The 12,995-nt window shown below is 69.5% G+C and carries 12 protein-coding genes; 6 read left to right on the top strand and 6 right to left on the bottom strand.

Features of this window, described 5'->3' with window-relative positions:
• The first annotated feature begins 170 nt into the window (after positions 1 to 170).
• Positions 171 to 1,853: an acyl-CoA dehydrogenase family protein gene (locus tag OXS49_RS09665; RefSeq protein ID WP_267423772.1), complete on the top strand. Its 1,683-nt coding sequence runs from the start codon at positions 171 to 173 to the stop codon at positions 1,851 to 1,853.
• A 90-nt stretch (positions 1,854 to 1,943) separates the two neighbouring features.
• On the opposite strand, the gene OXS49_RS09660 is transcribed toward OXS49_RS09665, so the two are convergent.
• Both OXS49_RS09660 and OXS49_RS09655 read right to left on the bottom strand, forming a co-directional pair.
• Entirely contained in the window at positions 1,944 to 2,120 is a 177-nt protein-coding gene (locus tag OXS49_RS09660) for a hypothetical protein (protein ID WP_244007293.1), read from the bottom strand.
• Between the two features lie 113 nt (positions 2,121 to 2,233).
• Positions 2,234 to 3,502, bottom strand: a complete 1,269-nt coding sequence (locus OXS49_RS09655; protein WP_267423771.1) for a glycosyltransferase family 4 protein — start codon at positions 3,500 to 3,502, stop codon at positions 2,234 to 2,236.
• Positions 3,503 to 3,614: 112 nt separating this feature from the next.
• Here OXS49_RS09655 and OXS49_RS09650 point away from each other — a divergent pair, with 112 nt between their 5' ends.
• The 5 genes from OXS49_RS09650 (at position 3,615) to OXS49_RS09630 (ending at position 10,632) form a co-directional block, all read left to right on the top strand.
• Positions 3,615 to 4,871 (top strand): glycosyltransferase, encoded by a 1,257-nt coding sequence (locus OXS49_RS09650; protein ID WP_267423779.1) that lies wholly within the window; start codon positions 3,615 to 3,617, stop codon positions 4,869 to 4,871.
• Positions 4,872 to 5,200: 329 nt separating this feature from the next.
• Positions 5,201 to 5,554 carry a phasin gene (locus tag OXS49_RS09645; RefSeq protein ID WP_243917650.1) on the top strand — a complete coding sequence of 118 codons (354 nt, stop codon included), beginning with the start codon at positions 5,201 to 5,203 and terminating at the stop codon, positions 5,552 to 5,554.
• A 540-nt stretch (positions 5,555 to 6,094) separates the two neighbouring features.
• Positions 6,095 to 6,655, top strand: coding sequence for a hypothetical protein (locus OXS49_RS09640; protein WP_267423770.1), 561 nt, complete (start codon positions 6,095 to 6,097; stop codon positions 6,653 to 6,655).
• Between the two features lie 119 nt (positions 6,656 to 6,774).
• On the top strand, positions 6,775 to 8,034 hold the full coding sequence (locus OXS49_RS09635) for an N-acetylmuramoyl-L-alanine amidase (protein WP_244007286.1): 1,260 nt from the start codon (positions 6,775 to 6,777) through the stop codon (positions 8,032 to 8,034).
• Positions 8,035 to 8,202: 168 nt separating this feature from the next.
• Complete coding sequence (locus tag OXS49_RS09630) at positions 8,203 to 10,632, top strand: penicillin-binding protein 1A (RefSeq protein ID WP_244007284.1); 2,430 nt, start codon at positions 8,203 to 8,205, stop codon at positions 10,630 to 10,632.
• Between the two features lie 363 nt (positions 10,633 to 10,995).
• Here the strand turns inward: OXS49_RS09630 and purQ are convergent, their stop codons facing one another.
• The 4 genes from purQ to OXS49_RS09610 all read right to left on the bottom strand — a co-directional run bounded on the left by purQ (position 10,996) and on the right by OXS49_RS09610 (position 12,970).
• Positions 10,996 to 11,676 (bottom strand): phosphoribosylformylglycinamidine synthase subunit PurQ, encoded by a 681-nt coding sequence (purQ, locus tag OXS49_RS09625; protein ID WP_267423769.1) that lies wholly within the window; start codon positions 11,674 to 11,676, stop codon positions 10,996 to 10,998.
• Entirely contained in the window at positions 11,676 to 11,915 is a 240-nt protein-coding gene (gene purS / locus OXS49_RS09620; protein ID WP_244007280.1) for a phosphoribosylformylglycinamidine synthase subunit PurS, read from the bottom strand. The genes purQ and purS overlap by 1 nt, the downstream gene beginning before the upstream one ends.
• 115 nt (positions 11,916 to 12,030) lie before the next feature.
• Positions 12,031 to 12,270 carry a hypothetical protein gene (locus OXS49_RS09615; RefSeq protein ID WP_244007278.1) on the bottom strand — a complete coding sequence of 80 codons (240 nt, stop codon included), beginning with the start codon at positions 12,268 to 12,270 and terminating at the stop codon, positions 12,031 to 12,033.
• A 100-nt stretch (positions 12,271 to 12,370) separates the two neighbouring features.
• Positions 12,371 to 12,970, bottom strand: a complete 600-nt coding sequence (locus tag OXS49_RS09610; protein ID WP_243917671.1) for an ActR/PrrA/RegA family redox response regulator transcription factor — start codon at positions 12,968 to 12,970, stop codon at positions 12,371 to 12,373.
• Positions 12,971 to 12,995: the final 25 nt, after the last annotated feature.

The raw sequence follows: 12,995 nt of genomic DNA, 5'->3' as shown, positions 1-12,995 counted from the left end.
CGTTGCGTAAAGCCTGACACGATCAGGCCGCCCGCATCGGCCGGATTGTGTTCGAAGTCCCCCGCTCTTCAACTTCAGTTCAAGACGCGACAAACGAAATCTGCTTCGGCTTGCGCCGCAGACAGGTTAAAAGACACGATCCAGAGAAACGCCACGCGAGCAAAAAAACCATGTCCGCATCCCCCGCCATCCAGACCGAGCCGCAGGATCTCGTGGCCCTCACCAAAGCCGCCGGCGAGAGCGCCAAGGCGCTGGCCGCCGAGGCCACCCGCCGGGTCCGCACGCGGATCCTCGGGACGGATGGGCGGATCGACGCGGCCAAGCTCGAAGGCCAGCAGCACGCCGCCCACGGCCTCGCGTGGCTCGCCACCTACGCGGAGGCAGTCCGCGAACTCGGCAGCTACGCCGAGCGCCTGCAGGCCGAGGGCCGGTTCGGCGAGACCGAGTCGCTCCTCGTGCGGATCGGCGCGGGCGAGTATCTCGATCAGCTGTTCTCCGGCATCCCGATGAGCCAGGGCGAGATGGTCCGCCCGATCGGCTCGCTCGGCCTCACCGCCAAGGAGGTGGCGCAGTACCGCACCGATGCGGTCGAGACCCTGATCGCCGAGGGCAATACCCTCGAGAACCGTGCCGCCCTGGTCGCCCAGATGCGCGACGGCAGCGGCGCGGCGACCGTCGGCGCCTCGGGCCTCGACGAGGACATGGAGGCGATCCGCTCCGAGATGCGCCGCTTCGGCAAGGCCGAGGTGGTCGATCAGGCGCATGAGTGGCACCTGAAGAACGCCTACATCCCGATGGAGATCGTGACCAAGATGGCCGAGCTCGGCGTCTTCGGCCTGACGATCCCCGAGGAATACGGCGGCATGGGCCTGCCCAAGACCGCCATGTGCGTGGTCTCGGAGGAGCTGTCCCGGGCCTATATCGGCGTCGGCTCGCTCGGCACCCGCTCGGAGATCGCCGCCGAGCTGATCCTGTGCGGCGGCACCGAGGAGCAGAAGCAGCGCTTCCTGCCGAAAATCGCCTCGGGCGATATTTTGCCGACTGCCGTCTTCACCGAGCCGAACACGGGTTCGGATCTGGCCTCGCTGCGTACCCGGGCCGTCAAGGACGGCGACACCTGGAAGATCAGCGGCAACAAGACCTGGATCACCCATCCGGTCCGGGCCGACATCATGACGGTGCTGGTGCGCACCAAGCCCGAGGAGAAGGGCCACAAGGGCCTCTCCATGCTGATCGCCGAGAAGCCCCGCGGCACCGACGCGGATCCGTTCCCGGTCGAGGGCCTGTCGGGTGGCGAGATCGAGGTGCTCGGCTACCGCGGCATGAAGGAATACGAGCTGGCCTTCGAGGGCTTCGAGGTCCCGGCCGCGAACCTGCTCGGCGAGGTTGAGGGCAAGGGTTTTGCCCAGCTGATGCAGACCTTCGAGTCGGCCCGCATCCAGACCGCGGCGCGCGCCGTCGGCGTCGCCCAGTCGGCCCTCGATGTCGGCCTGCGCTATGCCGAGGAGCGGGTGCAGTTCGGCAAGCCGCTGGTCAGCTTCCCGCGGGTGGCCGACAAGCTCGCCATGATGGCGGTGGAGATCAACATCGCCCGCCAGCTCACCTACTTCTCGGCCCGCGAGAAGGACGAGGGCAAGCGCTGCGATCTCGAGGCCGGGATGGCCAAGCTGCTCGGCGCCCGCGTCGCCTGGGCGGCGGCCGACAACGCCCTGCAGATCCACGGCGGCAACGGCTTCGCGCTGGAATACGCGGTCAGCCGGATCCTGTGCGACGCGCGCATTCTCTCGATCTTCGAGGGTGCGGCCGAGATCCAGGCCCAGGTGATCGCCCGCCGGCTGCTCGAAGCCGCGTGAGGGACCGGGCGGCTACGCGGCCGCCCGGCATCGTCGGGGCTCTGCCCCGACACCCCGCCAAAGGGCCCCAGGCCCTTTGGAAACCCAAATCTACTTGGTGATCTTCACCGAGACCGGGTCGCTCGACGGGAAGGTTTCCTCCAGGGCGTCGTCCAGGCGCTCGTTGAGCTTCTCCTGCTTGTTGTCGGGATGCGCGTTGTCGCCCGGCTTGGCGCTGCCCTGCTGGAAGCCCGGCTTGGTCTCGTTCTGCTTCTGCTCGTCGGCCATGGTGGTCGCTCGTCCGTGACGGGGGCACGCAAGGTGCCGGTGCGCATCAACGCGGGCGGCGGCGGGTGTTTCCGATCTTTCGGGCACCGCGCGGCAATCCGGCCCCCGTTCGCTCACGTCGCCGGGATCGACCGCTCGGCCGCCGCGGCGGCGACCGGATCACGGGCATCGGCGCCGCGCATCACGGTCTCGTAGACCCGCGCCAGACGGTCGAGATGGGCGTCGAGGCTGAGCGGCGCCGCCCAGTAGCGCGCGTAGGCGGCCCGGCCCATCCGGGTGGCGAGCCCATCGTCCGACAGGCTGCGCAGATGCGTCGCCAGCGATTCCGGGTCGCCCGAGCGGAACCAGAACCCGGTCTCGCCGTCGACCACCGCCTCCCGGCCCGCGCAGGCATCGCTGACGATCACCGGCGCGCCGCAGGCCAGCGCCTCGTAGACGGTCAGCGGCTGGCCCTCGTACCAGACGCTCGGGAAGACCAGCGCCCGGGCCTGCCGCATCAGGGCCTGCACGCCGGCGGCATCGCGCCAGCCCAGCATGACGGCCTCGGGATAGCGTGCAGCGAGCGCGGCCCGCTCGGGCCCGTCGCCGACGAAGACCGCCCGCGCCCCCGCCCGCCGGGCCGCCTCGGCGAAGATCGGCGCGCCCTTCTCGGTGGAGATCCGCCCGACGAACAGGACATCGCCCGGCGGCCCATCCCGCAGCGGCGCCTGCGTCACGGCGATCGGGTTGTCGACCCGGTGGAATGCGGTTCCCGGGGGCATCAGCGGCCGCACGACCCGCTCCTGCAGGTCGCTGATCGTGATGACGTGGGAAAACAGCTCCGGCAGCCGGGCCACCTGCGCGAGCCCGACATGGCGGACCATCCGGGCGACCTTGCGCGGGTAGCTGCGCGCGTCGCAATTCGCCACGATGCAGGAGGCCGACATCGGCGTGCGGTGGCAGATCTTCTGCTCCGGATAGGCGTAGAAGCCGCCGGTCGGGCAGACCAGGAAGAACTCGTGCATCGTGTACAGGCAGGGCAGCCCCGAGGCCCGGAGCGCCGGGCCGATCGACGGCGAGAGCGCCTTGGCGAAGGCGTGGACATGGACCACGGTGTCGCGCGGGTCGCAGGCGGCGAGTTCCCGCGCGAGCGCCCGGCGCGCCGTGCCGTTCCAGATCGCCTGTGCGGCAAACGCCAGCTTGTTGCGCGTCGTCGCGATATCGTCCTGCTCCAGGCAGACGACGCGGATGCCGGCGGGTGCGAGCCGCGGATCCACCGGGCCGACGGCGGCGAACAGGCTCACCCGGACCCCGCGGGCGGCGAGCCCCAGGGCGGATTCGATCGCCACCTTGGCCTGTCCGCCATTGATCGAGGCGTGGTCTGCGACGAGGACGACGTGCATGGTCGGGTTTCCGACGCTCTAATTCCGGATTGAGCGTTGTAACGACCCGCGGTTGATCCCCCGTAAACTGGTTTTCGCCATGATCCCGGCTGTCGAGACCGGGGCCGTTTGCATGCACGTCGTGATCCTGGCCGAGTTCGCGTCCGCCAGCGGCGGGGCCGAGAAGGTCGCGCTGGAATCGGCCCGGGGGCTCGCGGAGGCCGGCGTCTCGGTCACCTACCTCCAGGCGGTTGCGGGCGCGGCCGACCCGTTGCTCGATCACGCAAACATCCGGCGGGTGGTGCTCGGCTTGCCGGACATCTGGTCGCTCGGCGGCGCGAAGGCCGCGGCGGCCGGGATCTGGCACGCGGCGGCGGCGCGCAGCCTCGCCGCGGCGCTCGCCGCGCTACCGGAGCGGCCGGACTGCATCCACCTGCACCAATGGACCCGCGCCCTGTCGCCGGCGATCTTCCCGGTCCTGTCGGGGGCGGGCGTGCCCGTCATCGTCACCCTGCACGACTACGCCCTGGCCTGCCCGAACGGGGTCTATTACCGCTTCGACCGGGCTGAGCCCTGCGGACTCAAGCCCCTGTCGGCCGCCTGCATCGCGGCGCCCTGCGATGCGCGCAGCCGCGCCCACAAGCTGGTGCGCGTCGCCCGGACCGTGGCGCTGCGGCAGGCGATGCGGGGGCTGCCGCTCCACGTGGTCCATGTCAGCGACGCCAGCCGGCGGCGGATGGGCGACCTTCTCGGCGCCGACGCCCTCACCCACCACCGGATCGACAACCCGGTCCGGGTCGCCGAGGGACCGCCGGCCGAGCCCCACCGCGGCGATGCGATTGCGTATGTCGGGCGCCTGACCCGCGAAAAGGGCGCCGATCTGGTCGCCGAGGCCGCCCGTGCGGCGGGCCTGCCGGCCCTGTTCATCGGCGCCGGGCCCCTGGAGGCCGAACTGTGCGCCCGGGACGGCGTGGAGATCATCGGCTGGCAGAGCCCCGCCGCGGTCTGGGAGATCCTGCGCCGCCGGGCCCGGGCGCTCGCCGCGCCGTCACGCTGGTACGAGACCGGGCCGCTCACGGTCTACGAGGCGCTGGCCGCCGGAATCCCGGTGGTCGCCTCCGACCGGTCCGGGGCCGCCGAGAAGGTCCGCCACGGGCAGACCGGCTTCGTGGTCGCCCCGGCGGTCGGGGCCCTGACGGCCGCCTTCACGGCTCTGCGGGACGATGCCTGCGCCGGAGGCCTCGGCGCGCGGGCCTATGCCGAAGCCCGCGCTGCGCCGATGACGCTGGCGACCCATGCGGCCGCACTCCGGACGCTGTACGGCCAGCTCGCACGCGATACGGGTGCGGTGCAGCATCGCCCTTTGCCGGCTCTGCTGGAACGCCCGTGAGGTCCATCACACCGCAATATGTATTCAGGATACACGACCCGTTCCGACCCTCTGGACAACAGGACGATTTCTTGTAAACGGATGCGCGCTCCAAATCGCCAATCCAGGTAGCCTCTATAAACGGCAAAGCTTTGCCGATGGTCTGGTGTATCGGCCCGGGTCCGGAGAAAAACCTTCTGAGATCCTGGATTCGGCATTTTATCGATCCTCCCGAGGGTGTATCCAGCTCCGCATTATGCACTTGACTTCTTGTTGCAGTGCAACATATAGAGGCGCGTCACGGCGGACGCAGCTGGCGTCCCGCTCCAATGATCGTTCTGGAGACACAGATGCAGACCCCGAATTTCGAGATGCCGACCGAGATGCGCGACTTCGCCGAGAAGAGCGTCGACCAGGCCCGCAACGCCGTCGGCACCCTGATGGCCAATGCCGTCAAGGTCACCGAGCAGGCCCAGGTCTCGGGCCAGACCTTCCAGTCGACCGTCAGCGCGGCCCTCGCGAAGGGCTTCGACCACGCCCAGGCCAATGCCAACGCGACCTTCGACTTCGCGCAGAAGCTTGCGCGCACGAAGGACCTGCGCGAGGCCTTCGAGCTCCAGTCCGAGTTCGTCCGGAGCCAGTTCGCGGCGTTCCAGGCTCAAGCCAAGGATTACGGCGCCCTGGTCCAGAACGTCGCCCGCTAGAGCGCTCTCCGCCGAAGTGGACGCCGGTTCGGCGCAAGAGAGAGCGCGTTAAAATAAGGGTTTAGAGCCGTGCCCGATTGCAATGCGATCGGTACACGACAGTGACGCCACCGTTGCCGAATAGGGCGCGGGTCCCCTCTCCCGCACGGGAGAGGGGGCAGGTTGCGCTTGCCGACCCAGGCGGCTGACAAGTGTCGTGGGCGGTGTGCAATGCGATCGGGCACGGCTCTAAGGACGGGTCTACCTGCCGGCCCGCATGGATCGGGGGTGTTCCAAAAGATCCGGGCGGCCGCTTCGGGCCGGCCGGATTCAACGATTCGACGCCCGAGCGTCCCGGGTTCGACCCCGGACGGCGCCGACAGGCCGACCGTCGCTTCTGCGGGTCGGGAGCGGACAGGAGGAGATCGCGCGATGGGAAAGCCGCGTCGGCCACGAGTGGGCCTTTCCAACTGGCAGCCGAAGCCGCCCCTGAATACGGGGATGCCTGCTCCGCTCGCGTCCTTGTCCGAGGCCTCGGTAGACGAGTCGGATGTGTCCGTCGTGGCCCTGTCACGCGCCGGGTTCGCGGATGACGCGCCGGTCTTGGCGTCAGCTCCGGCGATAGACCCCATCACCCCGGCCGAGTTGGTGGCGCAGGCAGCGCGGGTCGAACCCCGCCTCGCGCCCGAAACCGAGATCCCTGACAGCGTTGCCCACGCCGTGAATCCCCCCGAGGCGGATCGCGACGAAGAGGCCGATCAGGACTCCCACGATGATCGTCATGCGCCCGACCGCGCGGAGCCGGAGACGGCGTTCGCCGCCGCCCCGCCGCCGGATCTCGTCCCCGCCGCGATGCTGCACGCCGCGGAGCCCGCGCCGCTGAACCGGTTCGCGTTCGCACCGGACCGGATCGACATGATCGAGATCGGCTCGACCATCGCCCGCTACATGCAGGGCGAGGGCACGGCCGCCCTGGAGCATTTCCGGGCTCTCTCGGATGTCCGTACGCCGGCCGATCTGATCCGTCTCCAGGTCGGCGAGGCCCAGCGCGCCGCCGACGCCTCCCTGACCTGCTGGGTCACGGTGATGGGCAAGGCGAGCCGCGTCGTCGCGTTCCGTTGAGGCCGGACGTGTCGCCCCCGCGCAAAACGGATGGCCGGATCGAACCGGGTGCGACAACGCTCCGTTAACCAAGCCGGTCCCATGCCGTATCGGAGGGTACGGGAAACCAAACCGCACCAATGCCGAACTGCGCACGTCTGATCCGATCCGCCTGCTTCTGCCTCGCCCTCGCGCTCATTCCGGCGCTGGCGGGTCCGCCCGCGGCCGCGCAGAACGGTGACAAGCCCGCCATCGCCATCGGGGCCGATCTCGCCAGCCAGGGCGGCACGACCCGCCTCACCCTGACCCTGTCCCGGGCCGTGGAGGCCCGCGGCTTCGTGATGGAGCGGCCCGACCGGGCGGTGATCGACCTGCCCGAGGTCAACTTCCAGCTCGAATCGGGCACCGGCAGCCGCCGGGACGGCCTCGTGCAATCCTTCCGCTACGGCCTGTTCGCCCCCGGACGCTCGCGCATCGTGATCGACCTCGCGAGCCCCGCCACCGTGGGCAAGATCGAGACCGCAACCCGGGCCAAGGACGGCGCCGTGCTGCTCACGATCCCGCTGCAGCGCGCCGACCGCGACGCCTTCCGCAAGGCGGCCGCCGCGGCCGATCCCGCCCCCGCGCAGGCCCGGGCCGCAGCGCCCGAACCCACCGACCAGCGCCCGCTGATCATGGTCGATGCCGGCCATGGCGGCACCGATCCCGGCGCCATCGCGGTGGGCGGCGTGTTCGAGAAGGACATCGTGTTCGGCTTCGCCCAGGCGCTCGTCGAGAAGCTGGAGGCAGGAGGCCGCTACCGGGTCCGGATGACGCGCGACCGGGACGTGTTCGTGCCGCTGGCCGACCGCGTCCGCCTCGCCCGCGAGGCCAGGGCCGACCTGTTCGTGTCGATCCACGCCGATTCGATCTCGGCGGCCCCGCAGGTGCGCGGCGCGACGATCTACACCAACGCCGAGAAGGCGACCGATCTCGAATCCGCCAAGCTCGCCGAGCGCGAAAACCGGGCCGACGCCGCCGCGGGCGCCGAGTCCGCCGAGGCGCCGCCGGACATCGCCGACATCCTTCAGGAACTCACCCTGCGGGAGACGCGCGGCTTCTCGTCGGGCTTCGCCCGGACCTTGATGGGCCAGCTCGGTCCGGTGATGGAGATGAGTTCCAAGCCTCACCGGGAGGCGCGGTTCGTGGTGCTGCGCTCCCCCGATGTGCCGAGCGTGCTGGTGGAACTGGGCTACCTGTCGAGCAAGCGCGACCTGGAGATGCTGCAATCGCCGGAGTGGCGCGCCGGGGTCACCGGCTCGATGGCCAAGGCGATCGACATGTTCTTCACCAATCGTGCCAGCCTGGGGCGGCCGGTGATGACGCGTCGCTCGGCCGCCGTCGCCCCAGTTTTACCATAGAGTAAGTGTCGATACGGGCTGTCCGAACGCCCGCTCGCAGCCGTCGCAACCGGCAATCCGAGGGGGCCTCAGGTGACCATCCGGGGGCCGACCGCATCGTGAGCGGAGCTGCGCGCCGGGTGAGCCGATTCCGGCATGCGGCCGGGCCAGCGACGAGCGGAACACCGGATGCGTCTGATCCTTCGTTTCTTCGGGATCCTGTTCAGCGCCGCCGCGGTGCTGTTCGTGATCGGCGCGGCGGCGGGCGGTTACTTCTACTGGAAGTACAGCCAGGACCTGCCCGACCACGCCGCGCTCGCGAATTACGAGCCGCCGGTGATGACCCGCATCCACGCGGCCGACGGCTCGCTGCTGGCCGAATATGCCCGCGAGCGCCGGCTCTACCTGCCGATCCAGGCGATGCCGAAGATCGTGGTCGCGGCTTTCCTGTCGGCCGAGGACAAGAACTTCTACAAGCACGGCGGCATCGACCCCGAGGGGATCGTGCGCGCCTTCCTGACCAACGCCAAGTCGGGCAAGCGCCAGGGCGCCTCGACCATCACCCAGCAGGTCGCCAAGAACTTCCTGCTGTCCTCCGAGCAGACCTACGACCGTAAGGTCAAGGAGGCGCTGCTGGCCCTCCGGATCGAGTCGGCCTACTCCAAGGACAAGATCCTCGAACTCTACCTCAACGAGATCTTCCTGGGCACGATCGTCCCGGGCCGCAACCTGCACGGGGTTGCCGCGGCGGCGCTCGACTATTTCGGCAAGTCGGTCCACGAATTGACCATCAACGAGGCGGCCTACCTCGCCGCCCTGCCGAAGGGGCCCAACAACTACCACCCCTACCGCAAGACCCAGGCGGCGCTCGACCGCCGCAACGAGATCATCCGCCTGATGGCGGAGAACAACTACATCACCAAGGACGAGGCGGACGCCGCCAAGAAGATGCCGCTCGGCGTCAACCCGCGCGTCGCCTTCCCGAACGCCGCCAACGCCAACTACTTCACCGAGGAGGTCCGTCGCGAGATCTCCGAGCGCTACGGCGAGAAGAAGCTCTACGAGGGTGGCCTCTCGGTGCGCTCGACGCTGGATCCGAAGATGCAGGCCTGGGCCCGCAAGGCCCTGGTCGACGGCCTCGTGCGCTACGATCAGGCCCATGGCTGGCGCGGTGCCGTCACCCGGGTCGACCTGACCGGGCGGGACTGGGGCATGGCGGCGGCCGAGGTGCCGGCGCTCGGCGACGTGGCGCCCTGGCGGCTCGCCGTGGTGCTGGGCAACGGCGGCGGCGGCGTGCAGGTCGGCCTCCAGCCCAAGCGCGAGGCGTCGGGCCAGGTCGGCAAGGACCGCGAGACCGGCGTGATCACCCCGGACGGGATGCGCTGGGCCGGCCGTGCCAATCTCCAGGCCGGCGACATGGTCTATGTCGAGGCGATCGAGGGCGGGAAGGGCCAGTTCCGCCTGCGCCAGAAGCCCGAGGTCTCCGGCGCCATCGTGGCCATGGACCCGAATACCGGCCGCGTCCACGCGATGGTCGGCGGCTTCTCGTACGACGAATCCGAGTTCAACCGCGCCACCCAGGCGATGCGCCAGCCCGGCTCCTCGTTCAAGCCGATCGTCTACTCGGCGGCTCTGGACAACGGCTACACCCCCGCCTCGATCGTGCAGGATTCGCCGATCACCATCGAGGGCGGCCCCGGCCAGGAGGCCTGGACGCCTTCGAACTACGACGGCAAGTCCGGCGGCCCGCACACCCTGCGCTACGGGATCGAGCACTCGAAGAACCTGATGACGGTGCGGCTCGCCAAGGATGTCGGCATGCCGCTCATCGCCGAGTATGCCCGCCGGTTCGGCGTCTATGACGACATGCTGCCGGTGCTGCCGATGTCGCTGGGCGCGGGCGAGACCACGGTGATGCGCATGGTCACCGCCTACTCGATGCTGGCCAATGGCGGCCGGCGCATCCGGCCGACCCTGATCGACCGGATCCAGGACCGCATCGGCGAGACGATCTACCGTCACGACAACCGCAAGTGCATCGGCTGCGACGCCGAGAAGTGGTCGGGCCAGGACGAGCCGAAGCTGGTGGACGATTCCGAGCAGGTGCTCGACCCGCTGACCGCCTACCAGATGGTCTCGATCATGGAGGGCGTGGTCCAGCGCGGCACCGCGACCCTGCTGAAGCAGATCGGCAAGCCGCTCGCCGGCAAGACCGGCACCACCAACGACGCCAAGGACGCGTGGTTCGTGGGCTTCTCGCCGGATCTGGCGGTGGGCATCTATCTCGGCTTCGACAAGCCCCGCTCGCTCGGCGACCGCGCCACCGGCGGCGGGCTGGCCGCGCCGATCGCCCTGGAATTCCTCAAGACCGCCCTCAAGGACAAGCCGCCGACCCCGTTCCGCGTGCCACCGGGCATCAAGCTGATCCGCATCAACCTCGCCAGCGGCACCCGCGCCGGCTCGAGCGAGGGGGCGGGGACGATCCTGGAGGCGTTCAAGCCCGGCACGGCGCCGCCGGATTCCTACGTGGCCCCGTCCGGCGGCAGCCAGGCGCCGGCCCCCGCGGCGGCGGTGCCGGCGGATCCCGATCGGGCCGCGCAGGCGGGTGGGCTTTATTGAGATGAGAGGCAGCGCGGCGCGCTCTTGAGAAAGAGCCGGCGCCGCGTTCCACTCTCCCCCACAGAGGGCCTTTGGGATTCACACATCAGGTCTGGGCTCAGTGTGCCGTCGATAGGCTTGGCAATCCCAACGTGCCACGCGCCCTCCCTCCCCCCTCTGCGGGGGGAGGGGGCCCGCGTATGATGATCGCCCGCACGCCATCCGCACAGAAAAAAGCCGCCCCGGAGGGAGCGGCTTGGAGGAGTCTTCAGGGAGGCATCAAACAGAGCGGACGAGAAGGTCCAACTCCACATCCAGAAAACTGGATGCCTGTTTATCAGTTAAGAACCTTAACACATAGTAAATACCAGTCTCCGCGAGCGATCATGCCGCCAGACTGTCGAACAGCCCGCGCCCGTCGGTGCCGCCGATCAGATCCTCGACGAAGTTTTCCGGGTGCGGCATCATGCCGAGCACAGTCCGGTTCTCCGAGAGGACGCCCGCGATCGCGTTGAGCGAGCCGTTGCGGTTGGCCTCGACGGTGACGGTCCCCGCCGCGTCGCAGTACCGGAAGGCCACCCGACCCTCGGCCTCGATCCGCGCCAGGGTCTCGGGATCGGCGAAATAGTTGCCCTCGCCGTGGGCGACGCAGACGTCGATGACCTGACCCTGCCGGTAGGCACTGGTGAAGCGGGTATCGGTGCGCTCGACCCGGAGCGTCTGCCGGTGGCAGATGAAGCGCCGGTTCACGTTGCGCATCAGCACGCCCGGCAGCAGGCCGGATTCGCACAGGATCTGGAAGCCGTTGCAGATGCCGAGCACGAGGCCGCCCCGACCCACATGCGCCCGCACCGCATCCATGGCGGCGGCCCGTCCGGCGATCGCCCCGCAGCGCAGATAGTCGCCGTACGAGAAGCCGCCCGGCAGGACGGCGAGATCGGTGCCGGCCGGCAGGTCGTGGTCCGCGTGCCAGACGAGGCTCACCCGCGCGCCCGACCGGCGCAACGCCCGGACGACATCGCTCTCGCGGTTCGAGCCGGGGAAGACGATGACCGCGGCGTGCATCAGAGGATCTCGATCGCGTAGTTCTCGACCACCGTGTTGGCCAGGAGCTTCTCGCAGGCGGTGCGCAGCGTCGCCTCGGCGGCGGCAGCGTCGGTGGCCGCCACCTCGATGTCGAACACCTTGCCCTGCCGCACGCCCTCGACCCCCTGGATCGCCAGCGACTTGAGCGCGGCCTCGATCGCCTTGCCCTGCGGGTCCAGCACGCCGGTCTTCAGGGTGACGATAATACGGGCTTTCATGGATTTTCGGGTCTCGCGCGTCGCCGGGACGAGGGTCTCACCTGCGGCAACGTTTCACAGGCTGCCGCAGTTCTCTGTAGCAGGAAGGCCGCCGGCCTGTCGAACGCGGGTCGCGTTATCGACGGGGCGCGGCGGTGCCCGCGCGCAGCGGCTCGATGCTGATCGCCCGCCGCCAGAGCTGCAGCATGATCCAGGCCGCGAACAGGCTGAACAGACCCATCAGGACATGGCCGACCCGGTCCCCGAGATCGAACAGGCCCGCCAGCGCCCAGCCGGCCGCGATGGCGACAGCGAACACCTCGGTGCCGACGAGGACCATCATGCTCACGATGGTGATGGCGTTGCGCCCGTTCACGCGATCGACCCCTGAAAATAGGACGGGTCCTGGACGAAAACCGTCCGAGACCCGCGCAGCTAGCCCGGCAGGGCCGCCGATGCAACCAAGCGCACCGCTGTTAGCGCGGCGCGCGCTTCGCCAGGATCCGCTGCAGCGTCCGCCGGTGCATGTTCAGGCGCCGGGCCGTCTCGCTGACATTGCGGCCGCACAGCTCGTAGACCCGCTGGATGTGCTCCCACCGGACCCGGTCGGCCGACATCGGGTTCTCGGGCGGATCGGCCCGCTCACCCGGCTGGGCCATCAGCGTGCCGTGGATCTCGTCGGCATCGGCGGGCTTGGCGAGATAGTCGAAGGCGCCGAGCTTTACCGCGGTGACCGCGGTTGCGATGTTGCCGTAGCCGGTCAGGATCACGCCGCGTGCTTCCGGGCGGCGCTCCTTCAGACGGGCGATCACGTCGAGGCCGTTGCCGTCGCCGAGGCGCATGTCGATCACCGCGAAGGCCGGGGCCCGGGCTTCCACGGCCGAGACGCCGTCCGCGACGCTGTCGGCCACCTGCACGTGATACCCACGGCTCTCCATGGCGCGGGCGAGACGGGTCTGGAAGGGCTTGTCGTCATCGACGATCAGCAGGCTGCGGTCGGAGAAGGCGGCCAGTGGATCGGCGTCGCTGAGCACGGCAGCGTCGGTCGCCGCCGCGGTCCCGGGCTGCGTAAGCATCGGGCGTTCCTTTCAGGTTTTCATC

The organism is Methylobacterium sp. GC_Met_2 (assembly GCF_026540795.1).
In the GTDB taxonomy this organism is placed as follows: Bacteria; Pseudomonadota; Alphaproteobacteria; order Rhizobiales; family Beijerinckiaceae; genus Methylobacterium.
This window is presented reverse-complemented; position numbering and strand designations above follow the sequence as displayed.

Bases quoted from the DNA above. Each gene is read 5' to 3' on its own strand.
- purS (WP_244007280.1), bottom strand. From the start codon at position 11,915: ATGAAAGCCCGTATTATCGTCACCCTGAAGACCGGCGTGCTGGACCCG.
- OXS49_RS09610 (WP_243917671.1), bottom strand. From the start codon at position 12,970: ATGCTTACGCAGCCCGGGACCGCGGCGGCGACCGACGCTGCCGTGCTC.
- OXS49_RS09665 (WP_267423772.1), top strand. From the start codon at position 171: ATGTCCGCATCCCCCGCCATCCAGACCGAGCCGCAGGATCTCGTGGCC.
- OXS49_RS09635 (WP_244007286.1), top strand. From the start codon at position 6,775: ATGCCGAACTGCGCACGTCTGATCCGATCCGCCTGCTTCTGCCTCGCC.
- purQ (WP_267423769.1), bottom strand. From the start codon at position 11,676: ATGCACGCCGCGGTCATCGTCTTCCCCGGCTCGAACCGCGAGAGCGAT.
- OXS49_RS09655 (WP_267423771.1), bottom strand. From the start codon at position 3,502: ATGCACGTCGTCCTCGTCGCAGACCACGCCTCGATCAATGGCGGACAG.
- OXS49_RS09650 (WP_267423779.1), top strand. From the start codon at position 3,615: ATGCACGTCGTGATCCTGGCCGAGTTCGCGTCCGCCAGCGGCGGGGCC.
- OXS49_RS09660 (WP_244007293.1), bottom strand. From the start codon at position 2,120: ATGGCCGACGAGCAGAAGCAGAACGAGACCAAGCCGGGCTTCCAGCAG.
- OXS49_RS09630 (WP_244007284.1), top strand. From the start codon at position 8,203: ATGCGTCTGATCCTTCGTTTCTTCGGGATCCTGTTCAGCGCCGCCGCG.
- OXS49_RS09645 (WP_243917650.1), top strand. From the start codon at position 5,201: ATGCAGACCCCGAATTTCGAGATGCCGACCGAGATGCGCGACTTCGCC.